We start from the raw sequence: 18922 nt of genomic DNA on the forward strand, positions 1-18922 counted from the left end.
TGTCTCGATGGGTGAGCGGCTCGGTGGGGAAGCGGCTCAGCGGGTGAGCAGGTCCAGCTCTGTCGTCAGGTTCTGCCGGGCCCTCGGCTCCCATTCCGCCGAACCGTGGGGCGTACGGAACAGCCGGGGGAGCTCCAGCAGCTGCCGCAGGACGGCCGACCGTCCCGCGCGGAACGCGTCGTCCGGGACGAAGCCGTACTCCTCCCGTACCTGCGCCGCGTACGCCGCGTACTCCTTGGGGGCCGCCGCCAGGATCGCGAGGTCCGCGTCGCACAGCACCTCGCCGTTGGTGTCGCCGTCGGCGGGGTCGTGCGTGACGGTGAGCCGGACCAGCCGGGCGACCTCGGTCGTCGCCGCGTCAGGGACCCCGGCCTCGGGCAGGGCCCGCTCGGCGAGGGCGGCGCTGCGCTCCTCGTTCTCGGAGCGGTCGGGGCGGTAGACCGCGTCGTGGAACCAGACGGCGAGGCGCACCAGGTCCGGGTCGGAGGCGTGGCCGGCCAGGGTGTCGACGCGGTCCAGGACCTGCGTCAGATGGGCGGTGGTGTGGTAGCGCCGCTGGGGTTCGGCCCAGCGCACGAGGAGGGCATCGGCGTACGGGTCCGGATCGGGCCCGCGGCCCGTCCCGCCGCGTGCGGCGAGCAGGGTCTCGCGCCAGCGGCCACGGAGTGCGCCGACGGCCTGCGGGCTCCCGGGTGTGCCGCTGTCGGATGGGTCGGGGGCGCTGTCGCTCATACGCCGAGGGTAGGGCGTAGGCCCCACGCCCCGTGCGCACGGCCCGTCACCCGGCCGCACCCCGGTCGGAGGGCCGGGCGACGGGCCCGCCGCTCAGTGACCGGGCGCCGTGTCCAGGGCCAGTGCCGCGTACGTCGCCAGCCAGTGGTCCGAGGAGAAGTCCCCGGAGGACACCGTCGGCAGACCGAGCGTGAGATGGAGCACCCGCCGCATCGCGTCCGCCTCGAACCAGGCCTTCAGCCGGTCCGTCGCCGCGTCGAGGACCGGCGCCGGCAGCCCGGCGGCCCCACCCGCGTCGAGGACCAGGCCCAGGCCGAACGCGCTGTTGTTGTGCACGCCGTGCCGGACCGGGTACGTGGCCTTGGGTAGCCAGGCGCTGGTTGGTCTTGTTCAACAATCCCACAACAGTGTGGGCCACATCGATCGGAATCGGCAGTTCCGGAAGGTGGGTGGCGGGCGCCTCATCCTGATACGCCCGCTTCCGGGGCGGAACGCGGGCACTTCGGGAGCGGAGGGGGAGCATGGATCATCGAACAATCCGGGGCTACCGCTCGGTGAGCCGTTGCGTGTACGCCTCCGCCAGTTGGCGTCGGGAATCCTCCAGGTAGAAGGCGAGCATCCGCTCGGCGCCGACCGCGTCCCCCTTGGCCAGTCTGTCCGTGATCTCGCGGTTGCGGGTGAGATAGGGCTCGTGGAAGCGGCGGGGGTCGGCCATCACGTGGAAGGCGAGCCGCAGTTCGGCGAGGACGTTGCGCATCAACTCGTCGGTGCGGGGACTGTCCGCCAGGCCGGCCAGCGCCTGGTGGAAGCGGATGTTGGCGGTGGAGCAGGCCGGCCAGTCGTCATGGAGCGCGGCCTGCTCGCCGGTCGACACCGCCGCCTCGACCGCCGTCAGGTCGAACGGGGGCTCGCCCAGGGTTCGCAGGGCCGCGCACTCGACGAGGAGCCGCACCCGGTAGATGTCGACCAGGTCGTCCACGGCCAGGACGCGGACGAAGACGCCCCGGTTGAGGCGGTGCTCCAGGAGGCGTTCGTGCGACAGGAGGCGGAACGCCTCGCGCAGTGTGTTGCGGGACACCGCCAGGGCGCCGCTGATGCTCTCCTCGGACAGCCGGCTGCCCGGCGGGAAGTAGCCCTCGGTGATCCGGTCCCGCAGGACGGCGGCGACCCGCTCGGCCGTACCTGACCGCTCCAGGGAGGCGCTGTGCGTCGCCAGTTCCGAGAGGTCCGGGGTGTCGCCGGTCCTCCTGCCGCTCGTCGTCCCCGCCATGCCCGTCCCCTGCCTGTCGCGCCTGTCGTACGGTCGTGCCTGCCGCGTCTGCCGTGCCTGCTGTTTCCGGAGTTCAGGGTGTGCCTGGTGTTCCGTCAGCTGTGCGCAGTGCGCAGTGTTCAGTGAACCGTACGAGTGTCTCAGGCGGTGGGCGGCTCTTGTCAGATTGTTGAACAATCGCTAGCGTGCGCCCGTGACGGATCTGACGAGTGTGACGCGCCCGATGGACCTCAACGCGGACCTGGGGGAAGGGTTCGGACGCTGGACCCTCACCGAGGACGAGGCGCTGCTGACCTGTGTCACCAGCGCCAACGTGGCCTGCGGCTTCCACGCGGGCGACGCCTCCGTGATGCGGCGGGTCTGCGACACGGCGGCGGAGCGGGGCGTGCGCATCGGGGCGCAGGTCTCCTACCGCGACCTGGCCGGCTTCGGGCGACGCGCCATGGACGTACCGGCGGCCGAGCTGACCGCCGAGATCGCGTACCAGATCGGCGCACTGCGGGTCTTCGCCGAGGCGGCCGGTTCCACCGTCTCGTACGTGAAACCGCACGGCGCCCTCTACAACCGGGTCGTCCGGGACGAGGAGCAGGCTGCCGCCGTCGTCGCGGGTGTGCTGCTGGCGGGCGGTCGTCCGGCGGTGCTCGGCCTGCCCGGTTCGCGGTTGCTCGCCCATGCGGAGGCGGCGGGGCTGACCGCCGTCGAGGAGGCCTTCGCGGACCGCGCGTACACCCCGCAGGGCACGCTCGTCCCGCGTGGGGAACCGGGCGCCGTGGTGCATGACGCCGACGAGGTCGTACGCCGCAGTGTCGGCATGGCCGTGGACGGCGCCGTGACCGGGGTGGACGGCAGCCGGATAGCGGTCGTGGCGCGGTCGCTGTGTGTCCACGGGGACACCCCGGGGGCCGCGGCGCTCGCCCTGCGGGTCCGGACGGCGCTGGAAGAAGCGGGCGTCCGCGTACGGGCGTTCGCGTGAGCGGCATCCGGGTGCTGGAGTCCGGACCCCGCGCCCTGATCGTGGAACTGGCCTCCGGCGAGGACGCCGAGGCCTTCCACGCGGAGCTGCTCCGCCGCCGGGCCGCCGGGGAACTCCCCGGTGTGCGCGAGATCGTCCCCGGCGCTCGGACGGTGCTGCTGGACGGGGTGGCGGACCGCACGCTCGCGGGGCGGCTGAGGTCCTGGACCGTGCCGCCGCTGAGCCGGGGCGCGGGGGAGGCCGTCGAGATACCCGTCGTCTACGACGGCCCGGACCTCGCCGATGTGGCCGAGGCGTGGGGCGTCGCCGTCGACGAGGTGCCGCGCATCCACACCCGTACGGAGTTCCGGGTGGCCTTCTGCGGGTTCGCGCCCGGCTTCGGATACCTCACGGGCCTGCCCGGGCACCGGCACGTGCCGCGCCGGTCCACCCCCCGAACCCGGGTGCCGGCCGGGGCGCTGGCCCTCGCCGGGCCGTACACCGGGGTCTATCCGCGTCCGTCGCCCGGCGGTTGGCAGCTCATCGGCCGGATGCCCGAGCCCGGCGCCCTCTGGGACCCGGGGCGCGAACCGGCGGCGCTGCTCGCCCCCGGGGTCCGCGTGCGTTTCGTACCGGCGGGGGCGCGCGGATGAACCCGGGGCTCGAAGTGGTCCGGGCGGGCGCCCTGACCACGGTGCAGGACGAGGGCCGTACCGGCTGGGCGCACCTCGGCGTACCCCGGGCGGGCGCGCTGGACGGGCCCGCCCGGCGGCTGGCCAACCGGCTCGTCGGCAACGCGCCGGACGCGGCGGTGCTGGAGACCACGCTCACGGGCTGCGCGGTCCGGGTGACCGGCACGCGGCCGGTGCTCGCCGTCGTCGGCGGGGCGGGGTGCCGGGTCACGGTGGACGGCCGCCCGGTGGCGTGGGGCGCACCCGTCCGCGTACCCGGGGGCGCGGTGCTGGAGGCCGGGCCGGCGGTGCGCGGGCTGCGCGCCTACCTGGCGTTCGCGGGCGGCCTGGTGCCCGAGCCGGTGCTCGGCAGCCGGTCCGCCGACCTGCTCTCGGGGCTCGGCCCGCCGGTCCTGCGCGAGGGCGACCTGCTGCCGCTGGGTCCCGCACGCACCGCGCCGGCCGCTGACACCGTGCCCTGGCCGGGTGCTCCCGCCGAGCTGGTGCTGCCCCTGTATCCGGGGCCGCGCGCCGACTGGTTCACGGAGGCGGCCCTGCGCACACTCGCCACCGCCGCGTACCGGGTCTCGGAGCGGAGCAACCGCATCGGCCTGCGTACGGAGGGCCCCGCCCTGCGACGCGCCATGGACGGTGAACTGCCCAGCGAGGGCATGGTGCTGGGGGCCGTCCAGGTGCCGCCGGACGGGCTCCCCGTGGTCTTCCTCAACGACCATCCGACGACGGGGGGTTACCCGGTCGTGGGCGTGGTCGCCGAAGCCGCGCTGGCCGGGGCGGCGCAGGCGGTCCCGGGGACGCCGGTGCGGTTCGTACGCGCGTGAGGGGGACGGCCCTGGGGCGGACATGCCCGGAACTGCACGTTACCGAAGCGTAACTTACCGACGAGTTACCTTCAGTAACGCAGCGGTGCTAGCTTGCGCTGACATTCATCGGAGCAGAGCGAGGAGTGAGCCGTGAGTCTGTGCAGGACCACCCGTTCGTGCTCGACCGTGAACACCCCCCACCTCCTGGAACCCCGCCGGCGGGGACGCCGTGCGGGGCGCCTGCTGGCCGCTTCCCTGGTGGCGGTCATCTGCCTGGGCGCGGTGGCCCTGCCGGCCTCGGCCGCCGACTCCGCCGGGTCGGAGCCGGTGGTCTCCCGGGGTGTGACCATCCCCGCCTTCTACAACCCGCCGGCGCGACTGCCCGCCGCCGACGGGTCCCTCGTCCGTACGGAGCCGCTGCCCCTCGGGCTGAGCCTCCCCGGCCTGGACGGCCGTCAGCTGCCCGGCACCGCGACGCGGCTGATGTACAAGTCCACCGATGCGGGCGGCGGGCCCGTCGCCGTCACCGGCGCGTACATCGAACCGGCCGCCGCGTGGAAGGGCGCGGGCCCCCGCCCCCTGGTGGCGCTCGCCTCGGGGACCATGGGCCAGGGTGACCAGTGCGCACCCTCGCTGTCCCTCCAGCACCCGCTGGTCATCGGTGCGGGCACGGTGTCCATCGGCTACGACAACCTCGCGGTCTACCGCTTCCTCGCCGCCGGTGCCGCCGTCGTCGTCACCGACTACGCGGGCCTCGGCGCGACCGACCGGCTCCACACCTACGTCAACCGGGTCGACGAGGGGCACGCCCTCCTGGACGCGGCCCGCGCGGCGCGTTCCGTCACCGGTACCTCGCTCACCCCCGAGTCGCGGGTCGGCCTCTACGGCTACAGCCAGGGCGGCGGCGCCAGCGCGGCGGCGGCCGAACTGCAGCCCTCGTACGCCCCCGACGTCAACCTGGCGGGCACCTATGCCGGGGCCCCGCCCGCCGACCTCACCGAGGTCATGAAGGGCATCGACGGCAGCGCCCTGGCCGGTGCGCTGGGCTGGTCGATCAACGGCTTCGCCCAGACCGACCCGTCGCTGAAGGCGGTGATCGACGCGCACACGAACGACGTCGGCAAGGCCGCGCTGAAGGACACCTCGACCATGTGCGTGGGCGACGCGATCCTCGGTTACGCCTTCACCAACAGCAAGAAGTGGACCGCCGACGGCACGTCCCTCGCCGACATCATCGCGGCCGAGCCGAAGCTGCAGGCTGCCCTCGCCCAGCAGCGCATCGGCAACCTGAAGCCGGCCGCCCCGGTCCGGGTGGCGACCGGGGTCCACGACGACATCGTGGGGCACGGGCAGTCCAGGCAACTCGCCGTGGACTGGTGCCGCAAGGGCGCCGACGTGACGTACGAGGCCGTCCTGCTGCCCAACCTCGGCGACAAGATCCTCACCAACCACCTCACCCCCTACCTCACCGACCAGGGCAGCGCCATCTCCTGGATGACCGATCGCCTCTCCGGCAAGAAGGCCACGTCCAACTGCTGGTCGATGCCGGTCCAGCCCTGACGTACCCGCACCCCGTGACCCGTGAGGCCGCGGCGCGCATCCGTTCGGCGGATGCCGTCGCGGCCTCACGCACGCTCCGCGCGTGTTCACGCGCGTGTCTCCCCGGGGAGGAGCTGCGCCGCGGGTGCGGGGCCCGTAGTCTGGTTATTGGACTAGACCTGTAGTCCGTAGCCGCTCCGAGGGAATGGAACACCATGAGCAACCGTGCAGTCCTGGAGGTGATCGCTCTCGACGCGGAGGACGCGGTCGCGGCGCAGGCCGGTGGTGCGGACCGCCTCGAACTCGTCACCGACATGGCGGCCGACGGTCTCACCCCGTCGGTGGCGGTCTTCACGGCGATCAAGGCGGCCGTGGACATCCCGCTGCGGGTCATGCTCAGGGCCGCGGACGGATTCGCGGCCGGTGACATCGCGGTCCTCGTGGAGAAGGCCCGGGCGATGCGCGCCGCCGGTGCGGAGGAATTCGTCCTCGGCTTCCTCGACCAGGACGGCCACGCCGACCTGGTGGCCGTCGAGCGGCTCGTCGCCGAGCTGAACGGCTGCCCGTGGACCTTCCACCGCGCCATCGACCGAGCAGTCGACCGCGACATCCTGCGCAAGCACCTCGCCGATCTGCCGGGGCTGGACACCTACCTCACGGCGGGTTCGGCGCGCGGCGTCGACGCGGGCATGGACACCCTGCTCGCCGAGGCGGCGCGCTCGGGCGTGCCCGGCTACGAACCGCAGATCATGGTGGGCGGCGGCCTGCGCCTGGACCACCTGCCGCCGCTGCGCGCGGCCGGCATCCGGGCCTTCCACATCGGAGGGGCTGCCCGGCGGGGCGGCTGGAGCGGCCCGGTGGACGCCGCGGCGGTACGGGAGTGGCGCGCGGCGCTCGACGGGTGAGGGCTGCCGGGGGCCAGGGCGGGCCGGGGGGCAGGGCGGACGCTCCCGCCGCCGTCGTACGGCTGCTGCCGGTACCCGCCGTGACGACCGGCTCGGCCACGGACCCCGGGCCGGTGAGCACCGGCCCGGGGTGACGAACAGCTCCTCGCGGTCAGTGGTTCTGATCGGCCTCCCGGCGCCGGCGCCGGATCTGGGCCACCGCTCCCGCGGCGAACACCAGGGCGGCTCCCGTCAGTGAGACGGCTGTGGCGGCGGGCAGGTAGCCGACCGAGGAGTCGTCGGTGGAGGCCACCAGGCCGGCCTCACCGGCTGCCGCCGCGTGTCCGGCGTGCTCGTCGTGCCCGGCGTGGACCTGTGCGGGCTCGATCCCGGCCTTCTCCTCGGCCGTCGCCAGCTCGGCCGCCGACATGCGGCTGCCGTTCATGCCGGTGACCTCGCCCTTGCCCCCGTCGAAGACGACATCGGAGCAGGAGTAGAAGTTCTCCTGGCTGTCCGAGCGGATCCAGTGGATGAAGAGCATGTGCTTGCCGGTCTTGCCCTGCGGGAGCTGGAGGTTCCAGTAGTAGTTGCCCCCGTCCGAACCCGCGCCGCCCGCCTGCGGCGGATTGTTCACGGTCTGGGTGAGCGTCAGGTCGTCCCAGGCCAGGGGCTGGTTCGGTGTCCAGCCGTCCTTGGTGATGTAGACGTCGAACTTGCCTGGATGGGCAGCCCAGTTGCTGTACTTCACCTGGGTGGTGGAGCCTGCGGTGAGGTGCGTCGTCGGCCAGTCGCTGCGGGCCGCGTTGTACGAGGAGAAGTCGTACGGGCCGTTGTGGCCCCCGCTGCAGAGCTCGCCGTCGGGGATGTATCCCTTGGTCCGTCCGCCGCCGTTGGAGTCCAGGACCCCGAACCAGTTGTACAGCGGTGTGGTGCCGGTCTGCGCGACCGCGGCGGCACAGGCCGGGTTGGACGGGGTCTGGTTCCCGCTCGCGATCATGTCCTTGTAGCAGAGGTAGCTGCGGGAGCCCGGCTCCATGGCGACACCGTGGGCGGACGCGGGGCTGGACAGGCCGGCCAGGGTGAGGGCCAGGAGGCCGGCTCCCAGAAAGCTCAGTGTGCGGGGGGCGCGTAACCGCGCCGTTCGCCGAGCGGTGTTTCGCATGGCCATGAGGTTGATCTCCTTCGGGATTCTCTGATGGGGCAGATGACCCTGGCGACCCCGCCCGCGCGCATGGAGCGCCGAGCGCCGGAGAGGGGCGGTGCCGGACCGTCCCGGGTCCGGCGACCGACCTGTCGTCGTGTGGTGCGGGTGGGGGGAGAAGGGCTCGTGGGAGCGCTCCCAAAAAAGTAGCGCGCGCCGGGTGGTCTGTAAACGCCCCGTGCAGCGACTGCCCCGAACTTCTTGCGCGGATGACCGGGAACTGATCGCGGCCACAGTTCGTCACTAAGAGTAAGCAAGCGAATGGGGGGGCGGAATCATGTCGGTCACGCTGGGCGAAGAGATCATGCTGCTGTCTCTGGACGACGAGTCCGGAGCGGCCAAGGACCGTCAGGCGGCAGGATGGGCGGTCGCGGGCGGCATCCTGCTCGAACTGGCCCTGGCGGGGCGGCTCTCGGTGGGGGACGGCAGGCTGTCGGTGACCGACCGCACGCCCACCGGTGTCGCCCTGCTCGACGAGCGGCTCGGCCTGATCGACGCCTGGGCGGCGAAGAAGAGCAAGCCGCCCAGGGTGACGGACTGGCTGACGAGAGATCACGCCAAGGCGGTCGGCGCCACGACGGAGAGCCTGCGGATCCGTGGTCTCGTGCACGAGGAGCAGCGCAAGGTGCTGGGCCTGTTCCCGGTGCGCCGTTACCCCGAGGCCGACGGCGCGGCAGAGGCGGAGCTGCGCGGACGCCTGGCCTCGGTGGTGCTGCACGGCACGGATCCGGACGACCGGACGGCCGGCCTCGTCGCCCTGATCCACGCCGCCGAGCTGCACCGCCTCGCCTTCCCCGAGGTGCCGGTGCGGGAGGTGAAGCCGCGCATGAAGAAGATCGCGGAGGGTCAGTGGGCGGGCGATGACGTGCGTACGGCGATACGCACCATGCAGGCGGCGATGGTGGCGGTCACCACCGTCACCGTGATCACCGCAGTGTCCTGACCTGACCTGACCTGACCTGGCCCGCCTAGCCCAGTCGCTCCGGCAGCGGTGCCGCGTGGAGGACCACGAGGCCGGAGACCGCGCGGGTCAGGGCCACGTACAGGCGGCGCAGGCCCGTGCGTTCGTCGGGTTCGCCGTCGACCACGGCCGCCGGTTCGTCCAGGACGACGTAGTCGTACTCCAGGCCCTTGGCCAGCGAGGCCGGGACCAGGGTCAGCCGGGATTCCGCCGTGGTCTCCTCACCGGGGGAGAGGCAGCTGTGGCCGGCCGCCGCGAGGGCGGCCGACAGGGACGGGATGCGGGCGTCGGCGGCGATCAGGCCGATCGAGCCCTCGTGGCGCAGCGACTCCTCGCACGCCGTGACGACCGCGGTGTCCAGCTCCGCCGTCGCCACCTCACGTACCGCGAGGGAGCCGGGCGTCTCACGCACCGACTGCACCGGGGCGAGGCCCGGCGAGATCGCGGGGAGCAGACGCGAGGCGTACGCGATCACCTCGCGCGGCACACGGAAGCCGGCCGTCAGTTCCTCCACCAGGGCGTCCGCCTTGCCCAGGTGGAACAGCGCCTGTTCCCAGCTCTGGGTCGACCACGGCGTCGTGCCCTGCGCCAGGTCGCCGAGCACCGTCGCCGAGCCGGTCGAGCAGCGGCGGCCCACCGCGCGGTACTGCATCGGGGACAGGTCCTGAGCCTCGTCGATGACGACGTGGCCCAGCGAGTGCGTCCGGGCGACCAGGTCGGCGGCCTCGTCGATCAGGACCGCGTCCGCCGCCGTCCACTTCGCGGACTTCACGCTGCGGGCGGGCTTCGCCATGAGGATCTGCTTCTGCTCGTCGCAGGTGAGGATGCCCTCCGCGTGCGCGGCCAGGAACTCCGCGTCCGTCAGGAGCCGCAGCACCAGCTTCGACGGGTCCACCGCCGGCCAGATCGCCTTCACGGCCGCCTTCACCGCCGGATTGCGCGCCACCGCGTTCTGCACCCGGTCGTCCGGGGCCTCGCCGGCCTCCTCCATCCGTACGAGGACGGCGTGCGCGATGCGCTGCGGAAGGGCCTCGTGGGCCGCCCCGTACCGCATGTCGCGGGCCAGCAACTCGCCGACCATCTCCTCGACTTCGTACGCCGGGACCCGCCAGCGGCGGGAGCCGCGCACCACCACGACCGGCTCCGTCGGGGGTGTCACGTGCGAGCGGATCGCCCGCCGCAGCACCTCGGCCATCCTGGCGTCGCCCTTGATCACCGCGGCGGCGGACTCGTCGGTGCCGCGCACCTCGACGCGCGCTGCCACCAGGTCCTCGACGGTGGCCTGCTGCACCTCCAGCTCGCCGAGTGCCGGCAGCACCTGCTCGATGTAGTGCAGGAAGGACCGGTTCGGGCCGACGACGAGGGTGCCGGTGCGGGCGAGGCGCTCGCGGTGCGCGTAGAGGAGGTAGGCGACACGGTGCAGGCCGACGGCCGTCTTCCCGGTGCCGGGGCCTCCCTGGACACAGACCGTTCCACCGAGATCGCTCCGGACGATCTCGTCCTGCTCCGGCTGGATCGTCGCCACGATGTCGCGCATCGGGCCCACACGGGGCCGCTCGATCTCCGCCTGGAGGAGCTTACTGGTCTGCTCGGTCTCCGCCGGGTCGGTGAGGCGCTCGTCCTCGTACGCGGTCAGCTCGCCGCCGGTGTAGCCGAAGCGGCGGCGGCGGTCGACGTCCAGCGGCTTGTTCCTGGAGGCCTGGTAGAACGGCTGCGAGACCGGCGCGCGCCAGTCGATGACCATGGGGTCGCCGTGGGCGTCGTGCACATGGCGGCGCCCGATGTAGAACTGCTCCCCCTCGGCGCCCTCCGCCTTCTCGGCGCCGACGACGTGCAGGTAGTCGAGGCGGCCGAAGAACAGCGGGGTGTGGGAGAGGTCGGCGAGTGCCTTGATGCGGTCGTCGATCTGGGCCTGCAGGACCGCCGCGTTGACCCAGTTCGCGGTGACGTCACGGATGTCGAGTGCCTGCACGTCCTCGCGCATGGCGCGCAGCGCGGCACGGGACGCGGCGAGATGCGCCTGCTCCCTGACCAGTGGATTGCTTGACTCTTCGTGCGCGGGCACGGTGTTGCCTCCGGCTCTTCGACGCGTCTCGACGGCTCTTCGACGCAGGACGGCGGACAGGGCGCACCGCCCGGTCCGCTCGGGGACGTTCACACAGAGAGCCGCACGCGAGGTGGGCGCGCGCGGCTGTTGTCGGCCGGTTTCCGTCCGGTCGGCGGCGCTCCCCCGGCTGCCGGCCGCTCAGAGGGGCGGGCCGGTACCACGGTGCGGGAGGCGGGCAGACCGGCGATTGTATCCACCACGGCCTGCGGGAGCGAACGAACAGAGGGCTCCGTCCCGTAGGGGAGGGTGTGCGACCTCCGGCCTACCCGGGCCCGTACGCGCTTCCGCCCGCAGGCCGATGCCGGGGCGCGGGCGGCCGGAGCACCATGGAATACATGAGCACCCTTTACCTGAACCCACGCAGGACCGGGCCCGCGCACGGCGCGACCGCGGCCACCGGTCAGCCACACAGCCACCGCATGGGAAACGCGGTGCGCGCCGTCTCCGTCTTCGCACGCACCGCGTTCGGTGTGGCCGTCCTCGGGGAGTACGCGGAGGAGGCGGGCGTCGTCCGCCGCCACCGCTGAACCCCGGACCGGCTCTCAGCTCTCCGTCAGCAGCTCGTCCGCGTCGACGATCCGGTAGGCGTAGCCCTGCTCGGCCAGGAACCGCTGGCGGTGCGCCGCGAAGTCCTGGTCGATCGTGTCGCGGGCGACCACCGAATAGAACCGGGCCTCGTGCCCGTCCGCCTTCGGCCGCAGTACCCGGCCGAGCCGCTGCGCCTCCTCCTGGCGTGAGCCGAACGTCCCGGACACCTGGATGGCGACCGTCGCCTCCGGCAGGTCGATCGAGAAGTTCGCGACCTTCGACACGACCAGCACGCTGATCTCGCCCTCGCGGAACGCGCCGAACAGCTTCTCGCGCTGCGCGTTACTGGTCTCGCCCTTGATCACCGGGGCGTTCAGGTGCTCACCGAGCTCGTCGAGCTGGTCGATGTACTGCCCGATGACGAGGGTCTGCTCACCCTGGTGCCTCCGTACGAGCGCCTCGGTGACCTTCCGCTTCGTCGCGGTCGTCGCGCAGAACCGGTACTTCTCCTCGGGCTCGGCCGTCGCGTACGCCAGGCGCTCCGAGTCCGTGAGGTTCACCCGGACCTCGACGCAGTCGGCGGGCGCGATGTAGCCCTGCGCCTCGATCTCCTTCCACGGGGCGTCGAACCGCTTGGGCCCGATGAGCGAGAAGACGTCCGACTCGCGGCCGTCCTCGCGCACCAGCGTCGCGGTGAGCCCCAGCCGACGGCGGGCCTGGAGGTCGGCGGTGAACTTGAAGACGGGCGCGGGCAGCAGGTGCACCTCGTCGTAGATCACGAGCCCCCAGTCGCGGGAGTCGAACAGCTCCAGGTGCGGGTAGATCCCCTTACGGCGGGTGGTCAGCACCTGGTACGTGGCGATGGTGACCGGCCGGATCTCCTTGCGCGTACCGCTGTACTCGCCGATCTCCTCCTCGGTCAGCGAGGTCCGCTTCACCAGCTCGTGCTTCCACTGCCGGGCGGAGACGGTGTTGGTGACCAGGATCAGGGTGGTCGCCTTGGCCTCGGCCATGGCCCCGGCGCCGACCAGCGTCTTGCCCGCCCCGCAGGGGAGGACGACGACACCCGAGCCGCCGTGCCAGAAGCCTTCGACGGCCTGCTTCTGGTACGGGCGCAGGGCCCAGCCGTCCTGGTCGAGTTCGATCGGGTGCGCCTCGCCGTCGACGTACCCGGCGAGGTCCTCGGCGGGCCAGCCCAGCTTCAGCAGCGTCTGCTTGATCTGCCCGCGTTCGGAGGGGTGCACGGCCACGGTGTCCGGGTCGAGGCGCGCCCCGACCAGCGGCTGGACCTTCTTCGAGCGGAGGATCTCCTCCAGCACCGGCCGGTCGTTGGACGTCAGCACCAGCCCGTGGACGGGGTGCTTGGACAGGGTGAGACGGCCGTACCGCGCCATCGTCTCGGCGATGTCGACGAGGAGCGCGTGCGGCACGGGGTAGCGCGAGTACTCCACGAGCGCGTCGACGACCTGCTCGGCGTCGTGCCCTGCCGCGCGGGCGTTCCAGAGGCCGAGCGGGGTCAGGCGGTAGGTGTGGATGTGCTCGGGGGCACGCTCCAGCTCGGCGAAGGGCGCGATGACACGACGGCAGGCCTCGGCCAGCTCGTGGTCGACTTCGAGGAGCAGCGTCTTGTCACTCTGGACGATGAGGGGTCCGGTCACGCGCGTCGGCCCTTTCCTGCGGGGGGTGGCCGTCCGGGTGCGAACGGCCAAACGTCCAGTGTGCCGCATCGCGGCGGTGACCGGGCGGCTACGTTGAGGCCATGAGCCAGAAGCACTGCCGGGGACAGCCGGAAGCCAAGATGAAGGTTTCCTCATCTTGGCTTCATGTGGGCCACCGGTCGGGGGCGGCAGGCTCCTCGTATGGCCTTCTCGCACCGTATCGCCACTCTGGCAGCCGTCGTCGCGATCCCGCTGGGGATAGCCGCGACCAGCTACGCGCTGGCCGACAGCCCCGCCCGGCCGGAAGTGCCCGCCCGGGTCGAGCTGGACCGCGGCTCGCCGTCGGGCAGCCCGGATCCCGGCACGACCGTCAGCCCGGGGCCGGACAGCAGCGCCGGCCCGAACCCGGGCAGCGCGGACCCGTCGGCGCCGCCGGGCGACGTCGTCGTCCCGCAGCCGCCCGCCACCGACACCAACGACGACGACGATGACGATGACGACGCCAGCACCCCCGGGGCCCCCGACGACGACGGCAACGACGACGGGTGAGCCGCTCCCGGCCCGGCACCGGATTTCGGCCCGGGTCCGCATCCTGCTCTGGCTGCTGGTGGTGATGACCGTGGCGCTCGCCGCGGTCGCCACCACCACGCGCTCCATCCTGCTGGGCGACCTGGACCACCGGATCAGCACGCTGCTCGCCCAGGAGACCCAGGAGTTCGCGAACTTCGTCGAGCACGGCAAGGACCCCGACACCGGAACCCCCTTCGCCGGACCCCGGCGGCTGCTGGAGGTACATCTCCAGCGCCAGTACGCCGACACCGGTGAGGAACTGCTCGCTGTCGTCACCGACGGGTTCGGCCCCTCGACGCTCCGGCAGAACCGTGAGATAGCCGCCCCGCGGCCCCTCCACAAGGACCGCGGGTCGCTGGAGACGATCACCGGTTCGTCGGAGAGCACCGGGACCCTGCAACGGCCCGGGGGCGAGATCCGCTGGGCGAAGGTCGATCTCGGCACCGGAGGCGGCACCCCGCAGGGGACCTTCGTGGTCGCCTTCCACGCGGACGGCGAGCGGGCCGTGGTGAACGGCGTCTTCCGCGTCCTGCTCGCCATATCGGGCGTCGCCCTGCTGATGACCACCGGCATCGCCTGGGTCGTCGCGGGGCGGATACTCGCACCGGTCCGGCTCGTACGCACCACCGCCGCCCAGCTCACCGAGCAGGACCTCACCCGTCGTATCCCCGTCCACGGGCGGGACGACATCTCGGCGCTCGCCGAGACCTTCAACGCGATGCTGGACCGGCTGGAGCGCGCCTTCTGGACCCAGCGGCAGTTCATCGACGACGCCGGGCACGAGCTGCGCACGCCGATCACCATCGTGCGCGGCCATCTGGAGCTGATGGGCGACGACCCGGCCGAGCGCGAGGAGACCGTGCGGCTGGTCACCGACGAGCTCGACCGGATGAGCCGGATCGTCGAGGACCTGCTGCTGCTCGCCAAGGCCGAACGCTCCGACTTCACGCACCCCGAACCGGTCCAGCTCGCCGAACTGACCGCGGACGTCTACGTGAAGGTACGGGCGCTGGGGCGCCGCGACGGAAGCTGGACGGCGGAGCCGAGGGCTGGGCGATGCTCGATCCGCAGCGGATCACCCAGGCGATGGTGCAGCTCGCGCAGAACGCGGTCCAGCACACGGCTCCCGGCGCGGTGGTCCGCATCGGCTCGCGGCTGACGGACACCGGTGAGGTGGAGCTGTACGTCGCGGACAGCGGTTCCGGCGTACGGCCGCAGGACGCCGAGGTGATCTTCCAGCGGTTCCGCCGCGGCGCCACCCGGCGCGGCTCACGCGGCAGCGGCGCGGGGCTGGGTCTTTCGATCGTCAAGGCCATCGCGGAAGGCCACCGAGGACGCGTCGACCTGCGCGCCACCCCCGGCGGCGGGGCGACCTTCGTCCTGCTGCTGCCCTGCTCGCCCGTTGCGGAACCCGATGTGGAGGCAGTCGAACTGTGAGCCGGATTCTCATCGTCGAGGACGAGGAGCGGATCGCCGCCTTCGTGGAGAAGGGCCTGCGGGCCAACGGCTTCACCACGACGGTCGCCGGCGACGGGCGTACGGCGGTCGACTACGCGTGCACCGGCGGCTTCGACCTGATCGTCCTGGACATCGGCCTGCCGGACCGTGACGGTTTCTCGGTGCTGCGGGAGGTGCGGGAGGCCCAGGTGACGTCCCCGGTGATCGTGCTGACCGCGCGGGACTCGGTGCGGGACACGGTGGCCGGCCTGGAGGGCGGCGCGGACGACTGGATGACCAAGCCGTTCCGCTTCGAGGAGCTGCTGGCGCGCGTACGGCTCCGGCTGCGCACCGCGGCCCGGGTGCCGGAGGTGACCGTCCTGCGCAGCGGCGACCTCACGCTCGACCTGCGCACCCGGCGGGCCCGGGCCGCCGAACGCACCGTGGACCTGACGGCGCGGGAGTTCGTCCTGCTCGAACTCTTCCTGCGCCACCCCGATCAGGTGCTGTCGCGCGAGCAGATCCTGTCGCACGTGTGGGGCTACGACTTCGACCCCGGCTCCAACATCGTGGACGTCTATGTGCGGTCGCTGCGCAAGAAGCTCGGCGCCGAACGGCTGGAGACCGTACGGGGCATGGGCTACCGGATGCGGTGAACGGGCCCGCGCGCGCATGAACTTTCCTTCATGGACGGCTCATGAGGGGCTCACCGCGGCTTCGCAGACTGGGTGACACGGGCCGGGACCGGCCCGGAGACACCCCGTGGAGGAGCCCCAGGTGAACCTGACCATCCGGCAGGCAGTGACGGCGTGCGCCGCGTTGAGCGTGTGCGCGGTGCTGCTCGTGCCCGGGGTCGTCCAGGGCCTCGGCATGGACGGCCGGATCACGTTGCTCGTGTTCGCCGTCGCCACCTGCGCGTGGATCGGGACCGCGGTGGACGACACGTACATCGCGCTGGGCGCCGGCCTCGTGCTCGCCGCGGCGGGCGTGATCAGCAGCGACACCCTGTTCGCGACCCTCGGCGACTCGACCGTCTGGCTGCTGATCTGCGCCTTCGTGATCGCCGCCGCGGTGTCGCGCAGCGGACTCGCGGGCCGGGCAGCGGCCTTCCTGGTCGGCGGGGCCCGCACCGTGCGGCAGCTGGTGCACCTGACGACCACGGCCCTGGTGCTGACCGCGTTCGCCGTTCCGGCGACCTCCGGCCGGGCGGCGCTCGCACTGCCCGTCTTCCTGGCCCTCGCCAGGGCCCTGGCCGGCCGCAAGCGGCTGGTGGTCATGCTGGCGCTGCTCTTCCCCACGGTCATCCTCCTGTCGGCGGTGGCCACGCTCATCGGGGCGGGCGCGCACCTGATCACGGTGTCCGTGCTGTGGGAGGCCACCGGACAGCGCATCGGCTTCACCCAGTGGCTCCTGCTGGGCCTGCCGCTGGCCGTGGTCTCCTCCCACCTCGCGGCGGAGCTGGTCCTGCTCACCACGACGCGGCGGGCGGACCGGCGCGGGCCCGTCCGCATCAGCGTGGAGGAGATCCAGGAGCACAGCGACAAGCCGGTGAGCGGCCCGCTGGAGCCGGGCGAGGCGCGGTGCGCGATGCTCCTGGGCACGGTGGTGGTCCTGTGGTGCAGCGAGCCGCTGCACGGGGTGCCGCCCGCCCTGGTCGCGCTGATCGGCGCGGTGGTCGCCGCCTCACCGGCGCTCGGCACGGTCCGGCTCAAGGACGCCCTGTCGACGGTGCCGTGGTCGCTGCTGCTGTTCATGGCGGCGACGATGGCGATGGGCGCCGCGCTCTCGCAGTCGGGGGCCGCGCAATGGCTCGTCTCGGGGCTGCCCACCGGCACCGGAGTGCCCACCTGGGCCTTCCTGGCCGTGGTCGTCGTCCTCAGCACCGCGGCGCATCTGGTGCTCCAGTCGCGTTCCGCCCGCTCCAGCGTGCTCGTGCCGCTGGTCGTGGCGGCGGCAGCGGGGCTCGGGATCAACCCGGTGGCCGCCGCGCTGGCCTCCACCGCCGCCGCCGGGTTCTGCCACACCCTGCCCGCCTCGGCCAAGCCCGTGGCCCTCTTCGCCGATGTCCCGGGCGTCCCGACGTACACCCCGCGCGATCTGCTGCGCCTGTCGGCGGTGCTGGCACCGCTGAGCGCGGCGGTCGTCCTGCTCTTCGCGCTCGGGGTCTGGCCGCTGCTCGGTGTCGCGCCCTGACCGCCGTTCCCCTCCTCGCGCCCCCTCACCTGTCACCTCGCCTGCCACCCAGGAGCAGTCATGCCCGCCACATACCGGTTCGCCGTCGCACCCAGCGGTTTCAAGGAGTCCCTGTCCGCGCAGGACGCCGCGCAGGCCATCGCGGAGGGGCTGCTGCGCGTGGTCCCCGACGCCGAGATCGACCTCATCCCGCTCGTCGACGGAGGAGAGGGCACCGCGGAGGCGCTGGCCGCCGCCACGGGTGGCCGGCTCGTGCGCCGTACGGCGACGGGGCCGGTCGGCGAACCGGTCGCCACCCACTTCGCCCTGCTCGGCGGCCCCGCCCACGGGCCGCGCACCGCGGTGGTGGAGATGGCCGCGGTGGCGGGTCTCGGCCTGGTGCCGCCGGACCGCCGCGACCCGGTCTCCACGACGACGTACGGAGTCGGCGAGCTCATCCGCGCCGCGCTGGACGCCGGGGCGCACCGCATCCTCGTCGGCTGCGGGGACTCGGGGACGTCCGACGGCGGCGCGGGGGCGCTCCAGGCGCTGGGGGCGCGCCTGCTCGACGCCGACGGCCGCGAACTCCCCGTGGGCGGAGGGGCGTTGCGTCACCTCTCCCGCATCGACGCCTCGGGCCTGGACCCCCGGCTGTCCGAGGCGGAGATGCTCGTCGCCTGCAATCCGTACAACGTGCTGTGCGGACCGCAGGGCGTGGCCCGGGTCTTCGGCCCGCAGAAGGGGGCGACCGCGCTCCAGGTCGAGGAGCTGTCCACGGCTCTCGACCACTGGGCGGGTGTGCTCGCCCGCGACGTACGCCCGCGCCTGTGCGGCGCGCCGGACGCGGCTTTGCCGGACGCACTGCGCCACGGGCCCGGCACGGGTGCGTCGGGCGGACTCGGGGCGGGGCTCGCCGCACTCGGCGCGCTCCTGCTCCCGCGCTTCGAGGTGCTGCTCGACCACCTCGACCTGGACGCGCGGCTCGCCCGTGCCGACCTCGTGATCACCGCCGAGGGAGCCCTGGACCGGCAGACCCCGCGCGGCAAGGTGCCGGCCGAGGTGGCGCGCCGGGCCAAGCTCTTCGGCCGTCCGGTGCTCGCCCTGGCCGGGACGATCGGCGAAGGCGCCCAGCAGGTACGGGAGTCGGGCGTCGACGCGTACAGCGGCATCCTGCCCGCACCGGTGGGCCTCGCGGAGGCGCTCGACCGGGGTGGGGAGTTCCTCGCCGACGCCTCGGAGCGCGCGCTGCGCATGGTGCTGATCGGCATCGGTCTGACGTCCAGCGGTACGCCCGGCCACCGCACGGCGGCGCCCGGCGAGGCGCTGGCCCAGGCCGGGTGAGGCGGGGCCATGGCGTGGCGGAACGGACACTCCGCGAGGCCGCGGGCGTCGGCGGATCCCCGGCCTCCTGACCGCGCT

The 18922-nt window shown here is 73.0% G+C and carries 16 protein-coding genes and 2 pseudogenes; 12 read left to right on the forward strand and 6 right to left on the reverse strand.

The window, feature by feature from the left end:
• Positions 1-36 precede the first annotated feature (36 nt).
• From ACFYQ5_RS18055 to ACFYQ5_RS18065, 3 genes and pseudogenes are all read right to left on the reverse strand, one after another.
• Positions 37-732: a hypothetical protein gene (locus tag ACFYQ5_RS18055; protein ID WP_389198465.1), complete on the reverse strand. Its 696-nt coding sequence runs from the start codon at positions 730-732 to the stop codon at positions 37-39.
• Between the two features lie 93 nt (positions 733-825).
• Positions 826-1110: pseudogene (locus ACFYQ5_RS18060) on the reverse strand (DUF2891 family protein); the annotation flags it as partial.
• 166 nt (positions 1111-1276) lie between these two features.
• A complete protein-coding gene (locus ACFYQ5_RS18065) occupies positions 1277-2002 on the reverse strand; it encodes a GntR family transcriptional regulator (RefSeq protein ID WP_389198467.1) in 726 nt (241 codons plus the stop codon).
• Positions 2003-2225: 223 nt separating this feature from the next.
• Here ACFYQ5_RS18065 and ACFYQ5_RS18070 point away from each other — a divergent pair, with 223 nt between their 5' ends.
• The 5 genes from ACFYQ5_RS18070 to ACFYQ5_RS18090 all read left to right on the forward strand — a co-directional run bounded on the left by ACFYQ5_RS18070 (position 2226) and on the right by ACFYQ5_RS18090 (position 6890).
• Positions 2226-2975, forward strand: a complete 750-nt coding sequence (locus ACFYQ5_RS18070) for a LamB/YcsF family protein (RefSeq protein ID WP_389198744.1) — start codon at positions 2226-2228, stop codon at positions 2973-2975.
• Positions 2972-3607: an allophanate hydrolase subunit 1 gene (locus ACFYQ5_RS18075; RefSeq protein ID WP_389198469.1), complete on the forward strand. Its 636-nt coding sequence runs from the start codon at positions 2972-2974 to the stop codon at positions 3605-3607. Before ACFYQ5_RS18070 ends, ACFYQ5_RS18075 begins: the two co-directional genes overlap by 4 nt.
• Positions 3604-4464 (forward strand): biotin-dependent carboxyltransferase family protein, encoded by an 861-nt coding sequence (locus tag ACFYQ5_RS18080; protein ID WP_389198471.1) that lies wholly within the window; start codon positions 3604-3606, stop codon positions 4462-4464. The genes ACFYQ5_RS18075 and ACFYQ5_RS18080 overlap by 4 nt, the downstream gene beginning before the upstream one ends.
• Before the next feature lie 138 nt (positions 4465-4602).
• Positions 4603-6006, forward strand: coding sequence for a lipase family protein (locus tag ACFYQ5_RS18085; RefSeq protein ID WP_389198745.1), 1404 nt, complete (start codon positions 4603-4605; stop codon positions 6004-6006).
• Positions 6007-6200: 194 nt separating this feature from the next.
• Positions 6201-6890 carry a copper homeostasis protein CutC gene (locus ACFYQ5_RS18090; protein ID WP_389198473.1) on the forward strand — a complete coding sequence of 230 codons (690 nt, stop codon included), beginning with the start codon at positions 6201-6203 and terminating at the stop codon, positions 6888-6890.
• Positions 6891-7041: 151 nt separating this feature from the next.
• On the opposite strand, the gene ACFYQ5_RS18095 is transcribed toward ACFYQ5_RS18090, so the two are convergent.
• Entirely contained in the window at positions 7042-8037 is a 996-nt protein-coding gene (locus ACFYQ5_RS18095) for a lytic polysaccharide monooxygenase (protein WP_389198475.1), read from the reverse strand.
• 310 nt (positions 8038-8347) lie between these two features.
• Between ACFYQ5_RS18095 and ACFYQ5_RS18100 the strand changes: the two genes are divergently transcribed.
• Positions 8348-9013 (forward strand): GPP34 family phosphoprotein, encoded by a 666-nt coding sequence (locus ACFYQ5_RS18100; protein WP_389198477.1) that lies wholly within the window; start codon positions 8348-8350, stop codon positions 9011-9013.
• 25 nt (positions 9014-9038) lie between these two features.
• Here ACFYQ5_RS18100 and ACFYQ5_RS18105 read toward each other — a convergent pair whose 3' ends face one another.
• The gene (locus ACFYQ5_RS18105; protein WP_389198479.1) at positions 9039-11096 is read right to left on the reverse strand and encodes a HelD family protein; all 2058 of its coding nucleotides are present in this window, start codon (positions 11094-11096) and stop codon (positions 9039-9041) included.
• A gap of 377 nt (positions 11097-11473) precedes the next feature.
• Here ACFYQ5_RS18105 and ACFYQ5_RS18110 point away from each other — a divergent pair, with 377 nt between their 5' ends.
• On the forward strand, positions 11474-11665 hold the full coding sequence (locus ACFYQ5_RS18110; RefSeq protein WP_389198481.1) for a hypothetical protein: 192 nt from the start codon (positions 11474-11476) through the stop codon (positions 11663-11665).
• Between the two features lie 15 nt (positions 11666-11680).
• On the opposite strand, the gene ACFYQ5_RS18115 is transcribed toward ACFYQ5_RS18110, so the two are convergent.
• Positions 11681-13324 carry a DNA repair helicase XPB gene (locus ACFYQ5_RS18115; RefSeq protein WP_389198483.1) on the reverse strand — a complete coding sequence of 548 codons (1644 nt, stop codon included), beginning with the start codon at positions 13322-13324 and terminating at the stop codon, positions 11681-11683.
• Between the two features lie 201 nt (positions 13325-13525).
• Between ACFYQ5_RS18115 and ACFYQ5_RS18120 the strand changes: the two genes are divergently transcribed.
• From ACFYQ5_RS18120 to ACFYQ5_RS18140, 5 genes and pseudogenes are all read left to right on the forward strand, one after another.
• Positions 13526-13873: a hypothetical protein gene (locus tag ACFYQ5_RS18120; protein WP_389198485.1), complete on the forward strand. Its 348-nt coding sequence runs from the start codon at positions 13526-13528 to the stop codon at positions 13871-13873.
• A pseudogene (locus ACFYQ5_RS18125) lies at positions 13818-15331 on the forward strand (sensor histidine kinase). Before ACFYQ5_RS18120 ends, ACFYQ5_RS18125 begins: the two are co-directional and overlap by 56 nt.
• Positions 15328-15987 carry a response regulator transcription factor gene (locus ACFYQ5_RS18130; protein ID WP_389198487.1) on the forward strand — a complete coding sequence of 220 codons (660 nt, stop codon included), beginning with the start codon at positions 15328-15330 and terminating at the stop codon, positions 15985-15987. The pseudogene ACFYQ5_RS18125 and the gene ACFYQ5_RS18130 overlap by 4 nt, the downstream one beginning before the upstream one ends.
• Positions 15988-16108: 121 nt before the next feature.
• On the forward strand, positions 16109-17524 hold the full coding sequence (locus ACFYQ5_RS18135; protein ID WP_389198489.1) for an SLC13 family permease: 1416 nt from the start codon (positions 16109-16111) through the stop codon (positions 17522-17524).
• A 60-nt stretch (positions 17525-17584) separates the two neighbouring features.
• Positions 17585-18844, forward strand: coding sequence for a glycerate kinase (locus ACFYQ5_RS18140; RefSeq protein ID WP_389198490.1), 1260 nt, complete (start codon positions 17585-17587; stop codon positions 18842-18844).
• Positions 18845-18922 lie beyond the last annotated feature (78 nt).

It is taken from the genome of Streptomyces sp. NPDC005794, from assembly GCF_042871445.1.
Lineage (GTDB): Bacteria > Actinomycetota > Actinomycetes > Streptomycetales > Streptomycetaceae > Streptomyces.

Excerpts from the sequence above, each read along its gene's own strand:
- ACFYQ5_RS18140 (WP_389198490.1), top strand. The coding sequence starts at position 17,585 with ATGCCCGCCACATACCGGTTCGCCGTCGCACCCAGCGGTTTCAAGGAG.
- ACFYQ5_RS18080 (WP_389198471.1), top strand. The coding sequence starts at position 3,604 with ATGAACCCGGGGCTCGAAGTGGTCCGGGCGGGCGCCCTGACCACGGTG.
- ACFYQ5_RS18055 (WP_389198465.1), bottom strand. The coding sequence starts at position 732 with ATGAGCGACAGCGCCCCCGACCCATCCGACAGCGGCACACCCGGGAGC.
- ACFYQ5_RS18100 (WP_389198477.1), top strand. The coding sequence starts at position 8,348 with ATGTCGGTCACGCTGGGCGAAGAGATCATGCTGCTGTCTCTGGACGAC.
- ACFYQ5_RS18095 (WP_389198475.1), bottom strand. The coding sequence starts at position 8,037 with ATGGCCATGCGAAACACCGCTCGGCGAACGGCGCGGTTACGCGCCCCC.
- ACFYQ5_RS18110 (WP_389198481.1), top strand. The coding sequence starts at position 11,474 with ATGAGCACCCTTTACCTGAACCCACGCAGGACCGGGCCCGCGCACGGC.
- ACFYQ5_RS18065 (WP_389198467.1), bottom strand. The coding sequence starts at position 2,002 with ATGGCGGGGACGACGAGCGGCAGGAGGACCGGCGACACCCCGGACCTC.
- ACFYQ5_RS18120 (WP_389198485.1), top strand. The coding sequence starts at position 13,526 with ATGGCCTTCTCGCACCGTATCGCCACTCTGGCAGCCGTCGTCGCGATC.
- ACFYQ5_RS18090 (WP_389198473.1), top strand. The coding sequence starts at position 6,201 with ATGAGCAACCGTGCAGTCCTGGAGGTGATCGCTCTCGACGCGGAGGAC.
- ACFYQ5_RS18070 (WP_389198744.1), top strand. The coding sequence starts at position 2,226 with ATGGACCTCAACGCGGACCTGGGGGAAGGGTTCGGACGCTGGACCCTC.